Below are 17603 nucleotides of genomic sequence, written 5' to 3'. Positions count from 1 at the left end.
GGTCTCCTCGTTACGCGACACATTGATCCACGGCGGCGCGGCCAGGCGTGACCCGGCCGCGCCGATCTTGGAACGAGGCTCACGCCGCCTTGAACTTCTCGGCGTACTGGGTGCGCAGCTCGGCGTACCACGACGGCTCCGGCGGACGGCTCCACAGATTGTCCAGCGCATTGCCGGGATAGGCCTCGGCGAAGTTCTTCTTGGCGACCTCGGAGAGGAACTTGTCCGCGCCCTTCACCACCGGGTTGTAGCCCGAGCCGTCGGCCACCAGCGCGGAGGCTTCCGGGGTGTGGATGTAGTTGAGGAACTCGTAGGCCTGCGGAATGTTCTTGGCGCCCTTGGTCAGCGCCCAGCCGTCGAGCCAGGAGATCGCGCCTTCCTGCGGCGCCATGTAGGTGACGGGCTTGCCCTGCTTCTTCAGCGAGAGCGGCGGGCCATCCCAGGTCTGGCCGATGACGCAGCCATTCTCCATGAAGCCGGACTTGGTGTTGTCGGCCGAATCCCAGAACTGCTTGACCTGCGCCTTGTTCTCGATGGCGAAGGCGAGGATCGGGTCGTAGATCTTCTTCATCGACTCCTCGTCCTTGAACGCATCGAGCATGCGGTTGGACGGGAGCTTGCCGGTCTTGTCCCACCACAGGCCGATGCCGAGGAGCAGCGAGTGCGGGCGGCCCTGCATCTTGCCCTTGAACTCGGGCGCCCACAGCGTGCCGTAGCTCAGCTTGTCATAGGTCAGGCCGGGGGCGAGGTCGGTGCGCCAGGCGATGGCTTCCGAGCCCCAGCAGTGCGGCACATGGTAGAGCTTGCCGTCCCAGGTCCACACGCTGGTGGAGGCTTCCAGCATGGCCGGCAGCAGGTTGTCGAGCTTGAGCTTGGAGGTGTCGTAGGGCGCCAGCACGCCCAGCTCCTTGAACTGCGGGGCGCGGTCGCGCGTGGGGGCGCAGAGGTCGAAGCCCTCGCCGTCGGTCGCTTGCAACTTGTTGATCTGCTCCTCGTTCTGCGAGAACGGGGTGGTCTTCACCTTGATGCCGGTCTTCTTCTCGAAATTCGGGATCACCGGGGCCGGCAGTTCGTCGTCCCAGTTGAGCAGGCTCAGTTCGCCAGAAGAGGAGAAGGCGTCGCGCACCAGATAGGGGCCGGCCGCGGCCATGGTGCCGGCGGCGAGCGCGCCCTTGAACAGGACGCGGCGCGTGAAGGTGCGCGCCGCGAGCAGCGTTTCGATGGACGAGTTGGGAGCCTCTAGCTTCTTCGTCACGTCACATTTCCCCAAGAGAAGGCCGCCCCGGCGGTTCGAACTACGGGCGACCGGACCGGGAGACGTTCAGCACGAAGCGTGCCAGCGGCGCGTGCGCTGCACATAAGCGACGGACGGGTTGCACGAAGGCGACACGAAGAGCGCAACGCGCTGTGCTAGCAGGTCAATCACGCGCTCTGGTGCCATGCCCCCTACCATTCATGGCGCGGTTTTCATCACCCTGCCCCGCATTGCAGCATGCGCATCGAGCGCGGAATGCCGCCCGCGCGAAAGCGCGGGGCTTTCGTTTCAGCCCTGATCGCAAGCGATGTGAATCCGGCCGTCACTCCGGCGCGGCGTCAGGCGAGGCCGGAGGCGCGCCCTGTGCGAAGGAGCGGTGTGGGGTCAGCAGCAGGAGCGGAGCGGCAAGCAGGGAGCGGCGGTGCATGAAGGGGAGGATAGGGCGGGGGAATGTGTGCGTTGTGTAACTTCTCGTTGAGCCAGCATAATGCTCCGTTTGCATCCCAACCCACAATCATGGACACTTCAAGCTCAGGCAACCGATTCCAGTCCGATGACATTTCTCCTGCCACCCAAACTCGACGGACACTTGCGACGTCTTTCAATCGAATACAGATTGCGTGGTAGAACCCTCGATCTTTCAGTTGTTGAAAACGCTCGCATTCATGTCGAAGAGAACACATATTTCGACAATTGGGATGGCGGCACTTATAGCCATGACCTGATATTCTACCTTGATCTCGAATTTTTCAATGGTATTAGCCTTGCGGAGCAAGCAGAATCTGCCACACGCATTTGCGGCGACTTAAACAGCATGGCCGAAGGGGTAGATAGAGAGAATTGGAGACGTGTTAATATTGAGGTTAGCGATCCGTCGGACGTAAATTTCACTTTCTCCAGACCACCTCTACGCCGCCGCCCCACGGCAGTAACCTCAGAAACAATGTGGGAGAGCGGCAAAATACGGTTATTCATAAGCCACCGAGACCTTCACAAAAGAAAGGCGTCCGATCTGGCTAGATCATTGAACCATCTTGGTATATCGTCCTTCGTGGCGCACGATTCCATAGAGGCTACAAAGGAGTGGCGATCAGAAATTATTAGCGGCCTAGCTACGATGGATGCTTTGTTAGCATTTGTGACCGATGATTTTCATGAAAGCACCTTTACAAATCAAGAAATAGGCTACGCCCTTGGAAAGGGAATACCAATTATTTCGTTCAAACTGGGCGCAAAGGACCCGCCTGGGTTTATAAGCCATGAGCAGGCGGAGCGAGGGCAGCTTAATTCCGCTGAGAACGCAGCAATTAAGATAGCAAAACATGTATACCGAAAACTTGGCCGCGAAAACGAATTGAGCCGCACCGCTCTTGAGGCGCTTTGCCATTCACCAAATTTCAATGAAACTATAGAACGATTTAATACTTTTTCTGCTATATCAACTGTGCCACGCATTGATGATATCGAACTAATTGTGAGCGCCTTTAACCAAAATGATCAATTATATAGATGCGCTTACTTGACTAATTACAATAGAATTCTGACATACATAAACAAGAACGAATCCAGAAAATATTCATTTGATAGATCGAATAAGAATAAAATAGCTATTGTCGATGACAAAATACATGATGATATCGCATTTTAAGACTGAATAAGTCGACATATTTAAACATTACCACCCGCACACCTCGTCACGGCACACCGTCAACCCCCATGACGCTCGCGATCTCATCCGCCGCGCGCCCTGACGCGCACCCTCCCCTCGCCTCCCCATCAGCGCCCCGCTTGCGCTCACAATGCTGGTATCCAGCAAATTCACGCTGCCGGCGGGGTTCACCTTCTGGTCGGAGATCGGCTGGCCGGTGGCGAGTTGCTGGCCGATGAGGCGGATGACCTCCGGCCTCTCGGCGAACTTGCCATGGTTCATGCCGTCCTCGGTCTTCAGCCCGGTCATGTTCACCACATGGATGCGGTGCGCGTGCATGAAATCCATGTAGCGCCTGTCGGCCGGGTCGATGTCGCCGCGCCGGACCGCGGCGCGCGCGACCCCGGCCGTGTACAGACCGGATGGCCGCGATGACCAGGCGTCAGTGATGGGTCACCCACCCCCACCCGCGATCACCAGATCATCCCGGTGCACCATCGCGGCGCGGCCTTCGAAGCCGATGATCTCGGCGATCTCGTCGGACGACTTGCCCTTGATGCGGTCGGCGTAGTCGTGGTCATAGGCGACGAGGCCGCGCCCAATCTCGGCGCCGTCGGGCCCGCGCAGCACCACGGCGTCGCCGCGCTGGAATTCGCCTTCCACTCGGCTAACTCCCGCCGGTAGCAAGGACGAGCCCCGGCGCAGCGCCGCCACCGCGCCGGCGTCGAGATGCAGCACGCCGCGCGGCTCCAGCGAGCCGGCGATCCAGCGCTTGCGCGACGCCACCGGGTTGGCGGGGGCGAGGAACCAGGTGCAGCGCGCGCCATCCATAATCGCCCGCAGCGGGTTCTTCACCTTGCCGGAGGCGATCACCATATGCGCGCCCGCCGTGGTGGCGATCTTGCCGGCCTCGATCTTGGTCTTCATGCCACCGCGCGACAATTCCGTGCCCGCCCCGCCCGCCATCGCCTCGATCTCGGCGGTGATGCGCGGCACCACCGGGATGAGCGCGGCATTCGGGTCGTCATTGGGCGGGGCGGTGTAGAGGCCGTCAATGTCGGAGAGCAGCACCAGGAGGTCCGCGCTCGCCATGCCGGCGACGCGGGCGGCGAGGCGGTCATTGTCGCCGTAGCGGATCTCGGACGTGGCGACCGTGTCGTTCTCGTTGATGACCGGCACGACCTTGAGGTCGAGCAGTTTTGCCAGCGTCGAGCGGGCATTGAGGTAGCGGCGGCGCTCCTCGGTGTCGCCCAGCGTGATGAGGATCTGCCCGGCGTTGACCCCCTCATGCGCCAGCGCTTCCGACCAGGCCCGCGCCAGCGCGATCTGCCCGACGGCGGCGGCGGCCTGGCTTTCCTCCAGCTTCAGCGGCCTGCGGGGGAGTTTCAGCACATTGCGGCCGAGCGCGATGGCGCCGGAGGACACCACCAGCACCTCCTTGCCCTCGCGGTGGAGATGGGCGACATCCTCGGCCAGCGCCGCCAGCCAGGCATGGCGCAGCGCCCCGCGCGCGCTGTCGACCAGCAGCGCCGAGCCGACCTTCACCACGATGCGGCGGAAGGCGGCGAGCTGCGGCAGGCCGGCGCCGTTCGCAGGGGTGGCGGCGGAAAGGGGCGAGGCGGGACGGTTCATCGGCGGCGCTTCACGGCTGGTGAGGGTTCACCGCGTCATACCCCGATTTGCGCCGGCGGGCGCGGGGTTTTTCACGGCCGCCAGGGCGCCGCGACCTCCTTGGCCTTCACCTCGGCGCGGCCTTCGTCGATCACATAGGCCAGCGCCCGCAGCGCCTCGCGCACGCCCTGCCCCGACTGGGCGGAAAGCGCCAGCGGCTTCTTCTTCGCCGCGCGCTGCAACCGGGCGAGCTGGGTTTTCAGCGTCTCGGGATCGAGCGAATCGATCTTCGACAGCGCCACGATCTCCGGCTTGTCCTCCAGCCCGTTGCCATAGGCTTCCAGTTCGGCGCGCACGGTCTTGTAGGCCTTGCCGGCATGCTCGCAGGTGGCGTCGACCAGATGCAGCAGCACGCGGCAGCGCTCGATATGGGCGAGGAAGCGGTCGCCCAGCCCGACGCCCTCATGCGCGCCCTCGATCAGGCCGGGAATGTCGGCGAGCACGAATTCGCGGCCATCCACCTTCACCACGCCGAGCCCAGGATGCAGCGTGGTGAAGGGATAGTCCGCGACCTTCGGCTTCGCCGCCGTGGTGGCCGCGAGGAAGGTCGACTTGCCGGCATTGGGCAGGCCGACGAGACCGGCATCGGCGATCAGCTTCAGCCGCAGCCAGATCCAGCGCTCCTCGCCCTCCAGCCCCGGATTGGCGCGGCGCGGGGCCTGGTTGGTCGAGGTCTTGAACTGGGCGTTGCCGAAGCCGCCATTGCCGCCTTTCAGCAGCCGCACCTTCTGGCCGATTTCGGTGACGTCGAGCAGCACGGTCTCGCCGTCCTCGTCCAGCACCTCGGTGCCGGCGGGAACCCTCAGCACCACGTCGTCGCCCTTGGCGCCGGTGCGGTTGGCGCCCATGCCATAGCCGCCCTTCTTGGCCTTGAAGTGCTGCTGGTAGCGGTAGTCGATCAGCGTGTTGAGCCCGTCGACGCACTCGATCCACACATCGCCGCCGCGCCCGCCATCGCCGCCATCGGGCCCGCCGAACTCGATGAACTTCTCGCGCCGGAACGAGAGACAGCCCGCCCCGCCATCGCCGGAGCGGACATAGATCTTGGCCTGGTCGAGAAATTTCATCGGAAGGCTCAGCGTTGCGGGACCCCCGCCGCTGCGGGAGCCCTGTCAGGATAGCAAAATCGGCGGCTCAATGCCGCGTGTCGATGTCGTGCCGCGTGGGATGCGCCGAGGCCCCCCAGGCCCGCAGCGAACTCCACAGCCGGCGCTCCAGCCGGAAGCGGTCGACCGGCACCGAGGCGCCGAGCGCACGCACCCGCGTCAGGCCGACGCCGGTCCACTGGAAGCCGCACTTCTCCAGCACGCGCCGCGAGTCCGGATTGACCACCCGCGCCGAAGCGTTGAGCGCCGGCAGGCCACGGTCGCCGAACGCGTAGTCGATCAGCGCCCGCACCGCCTCGGTGGCGATGCCGCGATCCCAATAGGGCTCGCCGAGCCAGTAGCCAATCTCCGGCACGTCGTCGTCGCGGCGGTTGAACCCGCACATGCCGACCGGGATCGGCGGGCCGAAGGTCGCCGCCTCCTCGCCCCGCAGCGCCGCCTCATTCTTGAGGAAGATGGCGTAGGTCGCAGCCTCGCGGCCACCCGGCAGGTTGGCGACGAAGGCGGCGGCGTCCGCCATGCCGTAGGGATGGGGGATGTTCGCCGTCATCTCCGCAACCCTGCGGTTGTCGGCGAGTTCGGCGATCCATGCCATGTCCTCGATCCGCGGACCGCGCAGCAGCAGGCGGCCGGTCTCGAGGACGGGGGTACTGCTCTCGACGAGGGGGGAGCCGTCAGCGGCTTCGGCGAGTGTCATCACGAGGTCTCCTGGGGGCCTGAACGACGAAGGGGAGGCGGTCTCCTCGCCTCCCCTGTCGGGTACCCGGGATGTCCTCGAGGGACGTTCCTGGAAATCCTACCGGTCGGGCGAGACCGGTGGGATTTCTGGAAATCTCACCGGTATTATTCGGCGGCCTCAGCGGCCGGAATGACGCTTACGTAGGTTCGCGAATTGGCTTTAGCGCGGAATTCGACACGTCCATCAATAAGCGCAAACAGGGTATGGTCCTTGCCCATGCCGACATTGGTGCCGGGATGCCAGGTCGTACCGCGCTGACGCACGATGATGTTGCCGGCGATGACCGCCTCGCTGCCGAACTTCTTCACGCCGAGACGACGACCAGCCGAATCGCGACCGTTGCGGGAGGAACCGCCTGCCTTTTTATGAGCCATTGTTGCTCTCCTTCTTCTCTACTGGCGGTCTCAGCCGGCGATCGAGGTGACGCGCACGACGGTGAAGTCCTGGCGATGACCGATCTTGCGGCGGGAATTCTGACGACGACGCTTCTTGAACGCAATGATCTTGGCGCCGCGGGTGTGCTTGACCACCTCGATGGTGACGGAAGCGCCATCCACCAGGGGAGCGCCAACCTTCGGGCTGTCGCCGCCGAGCATGAGCACCGGCAGGGTCACGGAAGACCCGGCCTCGGCGTCGATCTTGCCGACGGTGACGAGCTGGTCGGGGGCAACGCGGTACTGCTTGCCACCCGTCTTGATGACCGCGAACATGTTATGTCCTTTCGTTCGAGCCCGACCTCCGCGCCTTTCGGCATGGGGTCGGCTTCTTCCGGTCGGTTGCGGGATGCGTGAGGATACATTGGCCCATCACGCGCATGCGGCGCTCTTAGCCGCCGGACCGCCCGCTGTCAAGGAAAGCCCGGCACTTCCCGCCGCGTTTTCGCACCCGTCGCTGCGGGTGAACCATAAGCGCGCGGCCGCGTTGATGGATGGAAGGCGCCGCCATGCGGGCGGCAGACAGCGTGTGAGGACATCATGGATACGGAACGCATCACCGGCGCGGCGCGCCATCTCGGCGGCAGGCTGCGCAAGGTCGCCGACGGCGCCGGCCACGAGGCGGCGCTGCGCGCGGAAAGCGCCTATGACGAAGCACGCGGCCTGGTCGGGCAGGCGCGCGGGCGCGCGGTGCATCTGGCCGACGACGCCTATGAAACCGGCCATGAGCTTTACGACCGCGGCCTGCGTGCGCTCTCGCGCCAGACCAGCGCGCACCCGCTGGCGGTGATCGTGGCCGCGGGCCTCGCCGGCGCGGCGGTGGCCTGGTTCCTCAGTAGCAGCAACAACCGCCGCTGATCGCCCATATCTTCCTGCATAGGCACGCGCTCGGCGCGAGGCGCTCCCTTGGGACCGCTCCAACGCGGCAGCTGGGGATGGCTCACGCAATGGCCTTGGAGAGGAAGCTGCGGGACAGGCGGCATCCTCCCTTGCGCGCGCGCCGCGCCTCGGCTATTGAGCGCCCCACTCCAAGGCGCGGTCCACCCGCGCCTCGCGCGCGGAGAGGTGCCGGAGTGGTCGATCGGGACGGTCTCGAAAACCGTTGTGCGTGCAAGCGTACCGTGGGTTCGAATCCCACCCTCTCCGCCATTTCGATCCCAAATTGGGCACGCCGAGTGCGGCTGATCTTCCTGCGAGAGGACGGTCCGCGCCCGAAAACGAGTCTCCCGTCGCTCCGGTGATGCCGGCGCCTATGGCTACGGCCGATGCGACCGCCCGGCGGCTCGGATCTGCACGAGCCACCGGGCGGGTACGTCACTTTGCCGGCTGCAGGTCGCCCATGCCGGTTTCGGCGATCTGCGCCATGCCGTCCGACTGGCGCTCGAACAGCCGCCGGTAGCGACCGCCCGGACGGGCGAGCAGTTCCTCGTGCCGGCCATCCTCGAGGATGCGGCCATGCTCGAAGACCAGGATGCGGTCCATCGCCCGCACCGTGGAAAGCCGGTGCGCGATGACGATCGCCGTGCGCCCCTGCATCAGCCGCTCCATCGCCTGCTGGATCGCGCCTTCCGATTCCGAATCGAGGCTGGAGGTCGCCTCGTCCAGAATGAGGATCGGCGCGTCGGCGAGGAAGGCGCGGGCGATCGCCACGCGCTGGCGCTCGCCGCCGGAGAGCTTCACTCCCCGCTCGCCGACCAGCGTGCGATAGCCCTTCGGCAGGCGCTCGATGAAGTCGTGCGCATTGGCCAGCCGTGCCGCGCGCTCGATCTCCGCCTCGCTGGCGCCGGGACGGGCATAGGCGATGTTCTCCGCCAGCGTGCGGTGGAACAGGATCGGTTCCTGCTGCACGATGGCGATCTGCTGGCGCAGAGAAGCCTGCGCCACCTCGCGCACATCGTGCCCGTCGATCAGCACCCGGCCGTCGCTGACGTCGTAGAGCCGCTGCAGCAGCTTCACGAAGGTGGTCTTGCCGGAGCCGGACGGCCCGACCAGGCCGACGCGCTGCCCGGCCGGGATCACCACGTCGAGCCGGTCGAACAGCGGCGCGGCATGGCGGCCATAGTGGAAGGTGACGTGTTCGAAGCGCACCTCGCCGCCGCGCACCGCCAGAGGCTGGGCTGCGTCGCGGTCGGCGACGCCGGCAGTGAGGCCGTGCAGGTCGACCATCTCCTCCATGTCGTTCACCGCGCGCTGGAGGTTGTGCACATGCTGGCCGATCTCGCGCAGATAGCCGTGCAGCACGAAATAGGTGGTCAGCACATAGGTGACGTCGCCCGGCGTGGCGCGCCCCTGCCACCACAGCCACAGCGCGGTGGCGGTGACCGCGGTGCGGATCACCCAGAGCAGCGCGAATTCGCCGCTGGCGCTGGTCGTCGCCAGCATCCAGGTGCGCCGCACCCGCCGCCGCCAGCGCGTCACCACCGCGGCGAGGCGCTCGTCCTCGCGCGCCTCCGCGCCGAACGCCTTCACCACCTGATTGGCGCCGAGCGTGTCGGAGAGGATGCCGCCGATGCGGGTGTCCCACGCATTGGACAGCCGCGCCGCCGGTGCCACGACGCGGGTGGCGAGCATGACGGTGAGCACGCCATAGGCGAGCGAGCCGACCGCCATGACCAGCCCCATCACCGGCCAGTGCAGCATGAGGAGCAGCACCGTGCCGGCCAGCACCACCACCGAGGGTAGCAGCGAGAGCAGCAGCACGTCGTTGATGACGTCGAGCGCCCACATGCCGCGGGTGATCTTGCGCACGGTGGAACCGGCGAAGCTGTTGGCGTGCCAGTCGCTGGAAAAGCGCTGCACGCGGTGGAACGCCTCGCGCACGACGTCCGACATGATGGCAAGGGTGAGCGGCACCACGCCCCACCAGGCGAGATGGCGCAGCACCACCATGACGAGGCCGAGGCCCGCCATCATGACGAAGGCGTCCAGTGCGGCGGGAGCCTCGCTCTTGCCGGCGGTGAGCGCGTCGATCAGCCGGCCGGCATAGAGCGGCACGAAGATCTCGGTCAGCGTCGCAGCAATGATGGCCGCGCCGATACCGACCGCCATCGGCCAGCGGCGCGCCCAGTGACGGAAAGTGAAGGCGAGAACGTTGCGCAGCGCGTCGCTGCCGCGTTTGGACGAAGGAAGCATGGGGAACACAGGCGCGAAAGGCGCGCCTCTCCTGCGAAGGAAGTCAGCTCAGCGTGGGGATATGAAGAGATGGAGGCGGGGGAGCGCGGCTCCGCGGCCTGCCGAACTAGCCGTGCCGGATCACAGCCGGGACGGGCTGACGAAACAGAATAGTCATTCGCGCCCCTCCCTGGTTCGCAGTGTTGATCTTCAATCTATACCACGGTCCGCCCGCACGGACAATCGCGCCGGACCATGGCGGAGACGATCGCCGCATGAGCCGAGCGCCGCGATGCGCGGGCGCGTAGGTCGGGGCTCAGGAAAACGAGGCTTCCACGGACCTCAGATAGCGCTGCGACACCGGCGCGCGCACTCCGTTGCTGAGGACGACCGCCCCGACACGCCCGACCCGCTCGAAGCCCTCGACCGCCTCGTCGCTGACCCACCAGGAGCGATGCACCTGCTGCCCCCGCGCCGGGCACACCTCGGCGATCGCATCGCTCAGCCGCAGCAGCACCAGCGCCGAACCGCGATCGGTATGCACACGCACATAATGGTCTTCCATCTCCAGGCAGACGATCCGTCCGCGCACCGCAGCCGGCAGTCGCGCAACCAGAGGACTGGGCACGGCCGGCGAATCGATGACCGCCGGCTCCGGACGCGTCATCTCTGCCGGACGCATCGCCTCTGCCTGCGGCACGGGTTCGGCGCCGTGCGGCAGCACCGCCTTCGCAAGCAGGGCAACGATGGAGCCGAGGACGACGATCTGCCCGTAGAGTTCGGTGACCTCGGAGACACTGGCCTGCCAACCCGTGAGCGCATGGGTCGCCGCCCCGGCGATGACGAGCATCGGCACGGCGGCCAGCCCGATCACCACTACAAGGCGCGCGGCCGGAGCGAGGCCCCGGAAGAAGCGCATATTGGCCAGCAGCGATTCCGCCACCGCCATCGCCATGAACCAGCACACCAGCACCCCTCCCCAATAGCCCAACCGGGCAAGGAAGGTCTGCTCGTCGACGCCGAAGGGGCGGACCCAGGCGAAAGCGGGACTGAGGGCAAGCGCCAGGCACGCTTCCATCGCGCGACGCTGCATCCAGCGCCCATCCGGCGCGATCGCTCCCAGCCGATCATCGGTTTGCAAACTGGCGAAATCACGCATCGCGAACGGCCCCCAAGCATCCGGGACGCACGTTCAGCGAAGAGTTTGGCGCAATTGCGAAGTCAAACTGGCCGTCAGAAGACAAGCATCGGACTTGTCGGCGGAACCCGAGGAATGTCCCGGGAAACGCTGCGGGCTAGTGAATGAGACAAAGCAGGGTGGCCGATATCGGCCTGCACTTCATCGCGCTTTTTATTCCGGTCTCACCGGCGTTCGGCGCCGACACTTCAGGCAGCACGCTCGACCGTCTTGCCTTCGTCAGTCAGAAATTGGCCGAATGGAAAGTGGTGCTCGGCGGCGGCGCGTTGATCGCGCCGAAATACGAAGGCTCGGACGAATTCGACATCCAACCCATACCGTTCGTCACCGCCACCTTCGGCGAGAGGGTGAAGATCGACCCGCGCGGCATATCAGTGAATGTCTACAGCCTCGGCAATTTGAACTTCAGCGGACAGATCGGCTACGACACCGGCCGCAACGAGGATGATTCCGCCCATCTGCGGGGTCTCGGCGACGTCGACATGGGGGCCGTGGTCGGCGGGATGGTGGCCTACGAGATGGGCCCTGCCGAGTTCTATGCCGCGTTCAGCCGCACGATCGGCGGCAGCGAGGGACTGGAGGCCAGGTTCGGCGTCGATCTCGCACACGATATCGATCAGTTCCGGTTCTCCGCCGGCGTGTCGGCGACATGGGCCGACGAGAACTACATGGCGACCTATTTCGGCGTCACCGCCGCCCAATCCGCCACATCGGGGCTACCGCAATACGACATCGGCGCCGGCTTCAAACGCGTCGATCTGGATCTCGCCGTCACCTATAGGGCAACCGACCACTGGCTGGTGCGTGGACAGGTCGGCATCGGCTATCTGCTGGGCGATGCCGCCGACAGCCCGATCGTGCAGGAGGCGTTTCAGCCGTCCGGCATGGTGACGCTCGGCTATCGGTTCTGAGGACGAGCAATGTCCTGGAATATCGAGCCACGCGCCGGCTATGTCAGCCAGATACGCCGCATCGCGATCATCAGGCTGGTTGCGCTGGCTATGATCGCGCTGATCCTTGTCTCGCACGATCCGTGGACGGCGCATTCGTTCGCCGGCGCCACCATCAGGGCTGCCGGCCTCTGCCTCATCATGGCGGCCATCATCGGGCGGTTATGGTCGACGCTCTATATAGGCGGGCGCAAGAACACCCGTCTGGTTACCACCGGCCCTTACTCCATCACCCGCAACCCGCTCTACTGCTTTTCGATCCTCGGCGCCGCCGGCATCGGCCTGATGTTCGGCAGCCTTGTCATCGCCGCGATTCTCGGTGGCTCGACCGCCTCCGTGCTGCATGCCGCCGCGCGCTCCGAGGCGGCCCTGCTCGGCAGACACTTCGGCGCCCGCTACGGAGCCTATGCGGCACGGGTACCGCTGCTGTGGCCGCGGCCCTCGCTCTATCAGGACGGCGACGCGCCGAGTTTCCAGCCGCAGGCATTGCGCCGCACCTTGCGCGACGGCCTGCTGTTCCTGCTCGCCGTGCCGGCCGCCGAGTTGGTGGGCCAGGCCAAGGAAGCGGGTCTGCTGCCGCAGTTCATCGCGCTGTTCTGAACGGCGCGGCAGTTTCCCGGCATGATCGAAACCTTTTGCCGGCGAAACAGTTGGGTGGCGGATCAGGCCAGCCGGCGGGTGAACGCCACCGCGATGACGGCCACCAGCAGCAGGGCGCCCAGCGCCGCGAAGGTGTCCGAGAACCCCATGATCAGGGATTGCTGCGCCACCTGCTTGCCGAGCAGGATCTCGGCCTGATGATAGGCACGCGCCGGATCGGGCACGCCGTGCTGCATGAAATAATGCTGCATCCGGCCGAGGAATTCGCGCACCGTCTCGCCATAGGGCGTGACAGACTGGCCGATGATGTTCGAGTGGAACTGCTCGCGCTTGGTGATCAGTGTCGCCAGCGCCGCCGTGCCGACGGCGCCGCCAAGGCTGCGCATCATGTTGAACAGCCCGGACGCCTGCCCCGACAGGGCGGGCGGCATGCCGATCATGGTGATGCTGGCCAGCGGCGACAGCACGATCGCCTGCCCCAGGGCGCGCACGATATTGGTCATCATCAGCTGGTCGCCGCCGACATTGAAACTGAGATGGGTGTTCAGGAAGCAGCTGAGCGCGAAGACGGCGAGGCCCGTGACGACCAGGATGCGCGCGTCGATGTGCTTCATCATCAGCGGCACGAACGGAATGACCAGAAGCTGCGGCAGGCCGACCCAGGCGAGCACCGAGCCGATCTGCTGCGCGTCATAGCCCTGCACCTCGGCGAGATAGGTCGGCAGCACATAGACCGAGCCGAACAGCGCGAAGCCGACAACCACATTGGCGAAGGTGCCGAGCGCGAAATTGCGCCGGCTGAACAGGCGCAGATTGACCGCCGGCTTATCCACCTTCAGCTCGATGGCGACGAAGACGGCGAGGCAGGCTGCCGCCACGACCGACAGCTTCACGATGAACGGCGAGCCGAACCAGTCGTCCTTGTTGCCCTCGTCGAGCACCGTCTGCAGGCAGGCGAGGCCGATGGCCATGAAGCCGATGCCCCACCAGTCCCCCTCCTTCAGAAGATGCAGATTCAGCGGGCTCTTCTCCAGCGTCGGGATAAGCATGCCCAGCATCACCGCGCCGGGGATCAGGTTGATGAAGAAGACATAGGGCCAGCCGAACTGGTCGGTGAGCCAGCCGCCTATGGTCGGGCCGATCGCCGGACCGAAGGTCGCGGTCATGGCGAAGATGGCGATGCCGATCGGCTGCTGGCGGCGCGGCAGCTTGGTCAGCACCATGGTGAAGGCCAGCGGGATGAGGCAGCCGCCGAAGAAGCCCTGCAGCCCGCGCGTCGCGATCATCTGCGTCAGGCTGGTGGCGAAGGCGCAGCCCATCGAGAAGACGAGGAACAGCACCACGGAGCTCAGAATGAAGCGGCGAAAGCCGAAGACGCGGCTGAGATAGTCCGTCAGCGGGATCATGATGATCTCGCCGATCAGGTAGGAGGTGGAAATCCAGGTGCCGTTGTCCGAGCCGGTGCCGATGCCGCCCTCGATATAAGGCAGCGAGGCATTGGTGATCTGGATGTCGAGCACGGCGATCAGCGCGCCGAGCATGCAGCCGATGACGGCAACCCAGGTGGTGAGGCTCGCCCCTGGCTCGGCTGCCGGGGAGAGCGTGCCCGAAGCGGTGGCCATGACACGCCTCACTCGCTCGGCGGGATGTAGGCGTTCTGCCTCACGCCATCGGCAATGGTGGCATCCGTGCGGATCGTCGTCTCCACCGACATGCCCGGCCGCAATTCGCCGGCAAGCGGATCGGTGCGGTCGATGTCGATGCGCACCGGGATGCGCTGGACGATCTTGGTGAAGTTGCCCGTCGCATTGTCGGGCGGCAGCAGCGCGAATTCCTGCCCGCTGGCGGGAGCGAGGCTGGAGACGAAACCGCGCACATTCATGCCGGGGAACGTATCGACCGAGATGGTCACCGGCTGGTTCGGCTTCACATCGGTGAGCTGGGTCTCCTTGTAATTGGCGACGACATAGGTCGCCTGCAGCGGCACCACGGCGAGCAGCGCCGTGCCGGGCTCGACATATTGGCCGACCCGCAAGGTCCGCGCGCCGACGACGCCGTCGACCGGCGCACGCAGCTGCGTATAGCCGAGGTTGAGCCTTGCGGTGTCGAGAGCGGCTTCGTTGTGTGCGAGCGTGGCCTTCGCCTCGGCCAGCTGGGCATTCAGGGTAGCGACCTGCTTCTGCGCGGCATCGAGCGCCGCCGTGTCGCGCGCCACCTGCGCGCGCGCCTGGGCGATCTGGGACGTCGCCTGTTCGGCGGTCTCCACCGGGCCGTAGCCGTCCTGCGCCAGCTTGGTGAAGCGCTGGCTGTTCTGCTCGGCGAAGGTCTCGGCGGCCCGGTCGGCGGTGATCTGCGCCTTGGCCTCGTCGATCAGCGCCTGCTGCTCGTCGAGCTGGGCCTGATGATCGTCGATCTGCGCCTTCGCCTCGGCGACATCCGCCTCGGCCTGGTCGACGGCCGCCCGATAGGGGCGCGGGTCGATGACGGCGAGCAGGTCGCCCTTGCTGACCGGCTGGTTGTCGGTGACGTTCACCGTGACGAGATAGCCGGCAACCTGCGGCGCGAGGGTGACGATGTCGGCCTGCACATAGGCGTCGTCGGTGCTCTCCTCGAAGCGCCACACGGTCCAGTATTCGAGACCGGCATAGCCGAGGCCCGCAATCGCCGCCAGCGAAGCCGCCAGCAGCAGTGCGATCCTCAGCCGGTGCCGCGACGGCGGAACGGCGGCGGCCTGAACCGTCTGGCTCGCCGGCCGGGAAATCGGCTCGATCTGTATCGGCTCGGACCGTAGCGCGTCGGGTTTCGTGGCCATGTTCATCGCGGCCTCCTGGGAGAATGACGGCCCGACGGTGCCACGATTCAGGTGCGGGATATTTCCGATACAAGCCCCGGTTGCCGATTGGCATGCCTGAGAGCGCAGGGCCCGATCGAGCCGGTGCGTCAGAGGCCGAGGTCGGAAAGACCGGGATGATCGGCCGGGCGCGGGCCGGAACGGTCCCAGTGGAACTTGCGCTCGCTCTCCTTGATCGGCAGATCGTTGATGCACGCGAAGCGCTGCGTCATCAGCCCGTTCTCGGCAAACACCCAGTTCTCGTTGCCGTAGGAACGGAACCAGTTGCCGGAATCGTCGTGCCATTCATAGGCGAAGCGCACGGCGATGTGGTTGTCCGTGAAAGCGAACAATTCCTTGATCAGCCGGTAGTCGAGTTCCTTTTCCCATTTGCGGGTGAGGAACGCGACGATCTCCTCCCGTCCGTTGACGAACTGCGAACGGTTGCGCCAGCGGCTGTCCGGCGAATAGGCGAGCGACACACGCTGCGGGTCGCGGGAATTCCAGCCATCCTCGGCGCCGCGCACCTTCTGGACGGCGGTCTCACGGCTGAACGGGGGAAACGGCGGACGGCTTTCTGTCATGGTCTGCTCCTGTGCGCGAGCGAGCCGCGGCTCCTCGGTCAGGTAGCAATGCGCCGGTCCGCCGGTCGCGTCTTGCATGTGCGGCGTCCGATTTCCGCTTCGAACGCCTGCGTCGGCGCTCAGTCGGATCTCAGAGCGTGCGAACGGGCGCGTCCATCCTGCGAACCGTGGCCACGAGGCAGTCGCGGGGACCGAGGCTGCACGCCATCTCGAAGGCATCGATAAGCGGGCTCTGACCTTCGATCGCCAGGTCGATGCGATCGTCCCGGCACGCGCCGAGCGTCAGCCGCAGATCGAGGCGCGCGGCACGATGGCGCGCGAAGCCGATGAAGCTGTCGCGATGGATCGCGCCTTCGAATACAAATGTCACGGCCTCGGTCGCGAGCATGGCGGCACTCTTTCACGATGGGGGAAGGAGAAGGCAGGTTTCGCACCGGGCGCTTCCCTCAATGTCGCCAGACTAGCGACGGGAAAGCGGCGAGTGCAAGCCCGCTCGCTCCGGTATGGGCTTGCCGGCGTGCTACAGTGAACCATCAGGTTGCCCCTCTCTTGCATCCAGACCCCCATCATGACGCGCGTGCCCGCAGTCCCCCTCGGCTATTCCTTCGGCAGCATGCTGTATCCGAACGGCGGCTATTACGGTCCGCTGAAGGCGGCCTATGCGACACTTCTGGTGCTGCATGAGGGCGATGCATCGATCGAGCTGGATGGCGGCGAGCGCCAGCCGCTCGGCGCGGGGCAGGTCGGCTGCTATTTCAGCCAGCGCGAATTCGGCATTCACTATCCGCGCGGGCGGCCGACCCGCGTGTCCTGGTGCGAGATGCCGCTGCCCGCCGGCAAGCGTCCTCTCGGCCTCGCCGGCATACCCGCCTCGACCGTGACGGGGCTGACCCGGCGGGTCGAGCAGCTGATCGGCTTCGGCCTCGACCTCGGCTTCGGCGAGACGGCGCTGGCCAACCAGCTGCGCAACGCGCTGGGCGAGGCGCTGTTCTATGCCCATGCGATCGAGGCCGGTCTCGGGGAGAAGTCCACGCTCTCGGCCAGTGTGCTGAAGGCGCGCAACCATGCGGAGCGCCATTATGTCGGCCCGTGCGACCTGGCCGATCTCGCCTCTGCCGCCGGGGTGACGCCGGAATATCTGGTGACGGCGTTTCGCCGCCAGCTCGGCATCACGCCGATGCGCTATGTCTGGGAGCTGCGCACCCGCAAGGCGATCGACCTCGTTCAGCGCTCCAGCCTGGGGCTGGCGGAGGTGGCCGACCAGTGCGGCTACAAGTCCGCCTACCACCTGTCGCGGGCGATCAAGGAACTCAGCGGGCTCACCCCGCGCGAATTGCGCAAGGCGCGCGGCTTCCTGCAATCCACGCTCGAGTCGGGGTTGGCCGAGGACGTGCAATTTTAGGCACATTCGCGAATGGTCGCTGAAATAATGACTACACGCCGGCGCCCCACCTCCCTTCAGCTAATGCAACGCATT

At 65.7% G+C, this 17603-nt stretch carries 18 protein-coding genes and 1 tRNA gene; 6 read left to right on the top strand and 13 right to left on the bottom strand.

Features of this window, described 5'->3' with window-relative positions; genetic code table 11:
• Positions 1–79: 79 nt before the first annotated feature.
• Positions 80–1255: an extracellular solute-binding protein gene (locus ACO2RV_RS17680; protein WP_423295361.1), complete on the bottom strand. Its 1176-nt coding sequence runs from the start codon at positions 1253–1255 to the stop codon at positions 80–82.
• 553 nt (positions 1256–1808) lie between these two features.
• Here ACO2RV_RS17680 and ACO2RV_RS17675 point away from each other — a divergent pair.
• Positions 1809–2903, top strand: coding sequence for a toll/interleukin-1 receptor domain-containing protein (locus ACO2RV_RS17675; protein ID WP_423295359.1), 1095 nt, complete (start codon positions 1809–1811; stop codon positions 2901–2903).
• Positions 2904–2930: 27 nt separating this feature from the next.
• On the opposite strand, the gene ACO2RV_RS17670 is transcribed toward ACO2RV_RS17675, so the two are convergent.
• The 6 genes from ACO2RV_RS17670 to rplU form a co-directional block, all read right to left on the bottom strand.
• Positions 2931–3320 carry an alpha/beta hydrolase gene (locus tag ACO2RV_RS17670; protein WP_423295442.1) on the bottom strand — a complete coding sequence of 130 codons (390 nt, stop codon included), beginning with the start codon at positions 3318–3320 and terminating at the stop codon, positions 2931–2933.
• Positions 3321–3356: 36 nt separating this feature from the next.
• On the bottom strand, positions 3357–4535 hold the full coding sequence (gene proB, locus ACO2RV_RS17665; RefSeq protein WP_423295357.1) for a glutamate 5-kinase: 1179 nt from the start codon (positions 4533–4535) through the stop codon (positions 3357–3359).
• A 71-nt stretch (positions 4536–4606) separates the two neighbouring features.
• The gene (obgE, locus tag ACO2RV_RS17660) at positions 4607–5641 is read right to left on the bottom strand and encodes a GTPase ObgE (protein ID WP_423295354.1); all 1035 of its coding nucleotides are present in this window, start codon (positions 5639–5641) and stop codon (positions 4607–4609) included.
• A gap of 67 nt (positions 5642–5708) precedes the next feature.
• Positions 5709–6377, bottom strand: coding sequence for a GNAT family N-acetyltransferase (locus ACO2RV_RS17655; protein WP_423295352.1), 669 nt, complete (start codon positions 6375–6377; stop codon positions 5709–5711).
• A 146-nt stretch (positions 6378–6523) separates the two neighbouring features.
• Positions 6524–6793, bottom strand: a complete 270-nt coding sequence (rpmA, locus tag ACO2RV_RS17650) for a 50S ribosomal protein L27 (protein WP_423295350.1) — start codon at positions 6791–6793, stop codon at positions 6524–6526.
• A 30-nt stretch (positions 6794–6823) separates the two neighbouring features.
• Positions 6824–7129 carry a 50S ribosomal protein L21 gene (rplU, locus tag ACO2RV_RS17645; RefSeq protein ID WP_423295348.1) on the bottom strand — a complete coding sequence of 102 codons (306 nt, stop codon included), beginning with the start codon at positions 7127–7129 and terminating at the stop codon, positions 6824–6826.
• A gap of 264 nt (positions 7130–7393) precedes the next feature.
• Between rplU and ACO2RV_RS17640 the strand changes: the two genes are divergently transcribed.
• Both ACO2RV_RS17640 and ACO2RV_RS17635 read left to right on the top strand, forming a co-directional pair.
• Positions 7394–7711 (top strand): hypothetical protein, encoded by a 318-nt coding sequence (locus tag ACO2RV_RS17640; RefSeq protein ID WP_423295346.1) that lies wholly within the window; start codon positions 7394–7396, stop codon positions 7709–7711.
• Positions 7712–7912: 201 nt separating this feature from the next.
• A tRNA-Ser gene (locus tag ACO2RV_RS17635) sits at positions 7913–8002 on the top strand.
• 165 nt (positions 8003–8167) lie between these two features.
• Here ACO2RV_RS17635 and ACO2RV_RS17630 read toward each other — a convergent pair.
• Both ACO2RV_RS17630 and ACO2RV_RS17625 read right to left on the bottom strand, forming a co-directional pair.
• Positions 8168–9985: an ABC transporter ATP-binding protein gene (locus ACO2RV_RS17630; protein WP_423295343.1), complete on the bottom strand. Its 1818-nt coding sequence runs from the start codon at positions 9983–9985 to the stop codon at positions 8168–8170.
• A 295-nt stretch (positions 9986–10280) separates the two neighbouring features.
• Entirely contained in the window at positions 10281–11057 is a 777-nt protein-coding gene (locus ACO2RV_RS17625; protein ID WP_423295340.1) for a LytTR family DNA-binding domain-containing protein, read from the bottom strand.
• A gap of 224 nt (positions 11058–11281) precedes the next feature.
• Here ACO2RV_RS17625 and ACO2RV_RS17620 point away from each other — a divergent pair, with 224 nt between their 5' ends.
• Entirely contained in the window at positions 11282–12073 is a 792-nt protein-coding gene (locus ACO2RV_RS17620) for a MipA/OmpV family protein (RefSeq protein ID WP_423295337.1), read from the top strand.
• Positions 12074–12082: 9 nt separating this feature from the next.
• Complete coding sequence (locus ACO2RV_RS17615; RefSeq protein WP_423295335.1) at positions 12083–12712, top strand: methyltransferase family protein; 630 nt, start codon at positions 12083–12085, stop codon at positions 12710–12712.
• A 62-nt stretch (positions 12713–12774) separates the two neighbouring features.
• Here ACO2RV_RS17615 and ACO2RV_RS17610 read toward each other — a convergent pair whose 3' ends face one another.
• The 4 genes from ACO2RV_RS17610 to ACO2RV_RS17595 all read right to left on the bottom strand — a co-directional run bounded on the left by ACO2RV_RS17610 (position 12775) and on the right by ACO2RV_RS17595 (position 16514).
• Positions 12775–14334, bottom strand: a complete 1560-nt coding sequence (locus ACO2RV_RS17610) for a DHA2 family efflux MFS transporter permease subunit (RefSeq protein ID WP_423295333.1) — start codon at positions 14332–14334, stop codon at positions 12775–12777.
• An 8-nt stretch (positions 14335–14342) separates the two neighbouring features.
• Positions 14343–15524: an HlyD family secretion protein gene (locus ACO2RV_RS17605; protein ID WP_423295441.1), complete on the bottom strand. Its 1182-nt coding sequence runs from the start codon at positions 15522–15524 to the stop codon at positions 14343–14345.
• Between the two features lie 128 nt (positions 15525–15652).
• Positions 15653–16126, bottom strand: a complete 474-nt coding sequence (locus ACO2RV_RS17600; RefSeq protein ID WP_423295331.1) for a DUF1348 family protein — start codon at positions 16124–16126, stop codon at positions 15653–15655.
• 130 nt (positions 16127–16256) lie between these two features.
• Complete coding sequence (locus ACO2RV_RS17595; RefSeq protein WP_423295329.1) at positions 16257–16514, bottom strand: hypothetical protein; 258 nt, start codon at positions 16512–16514, stop codon at positions 16257–16259.
• A 189-nt stretch (positions 16515–16703) separates the two neighbouring features.
• Between ACO2RV_RS17595 and ACO2RV_RS17590 the strand changes: the two genes are divergently transcribed.
• On the top strand, positions 16704–17528 hold the full coding sequence (locus ACO2RV_RS17590) for a helix-turn-helix transcriptional regulator (RefSeq protein ID WP_423295327.1): 825 nt from the start codon (positions 16704–16706) through the stop codon (positions 17526–17528).
• Positions 17529–17603: the final 75 nt, after the last annotated feature.

This window comes from Ancylobacter sp. VNQ12, from assembly GCF_049445835.1.
Lineage (GTDB): Bacteria > Pseudomonadota > Alphaproteobacteria > Rhizobiales > Xanthobacteraceae > Ancylobacter.
The sequence above is the reverse complement of the archived record's forward strand: the minus strand, read 5'-3'. Positions and strand labels throughout refer to the sequence as shown.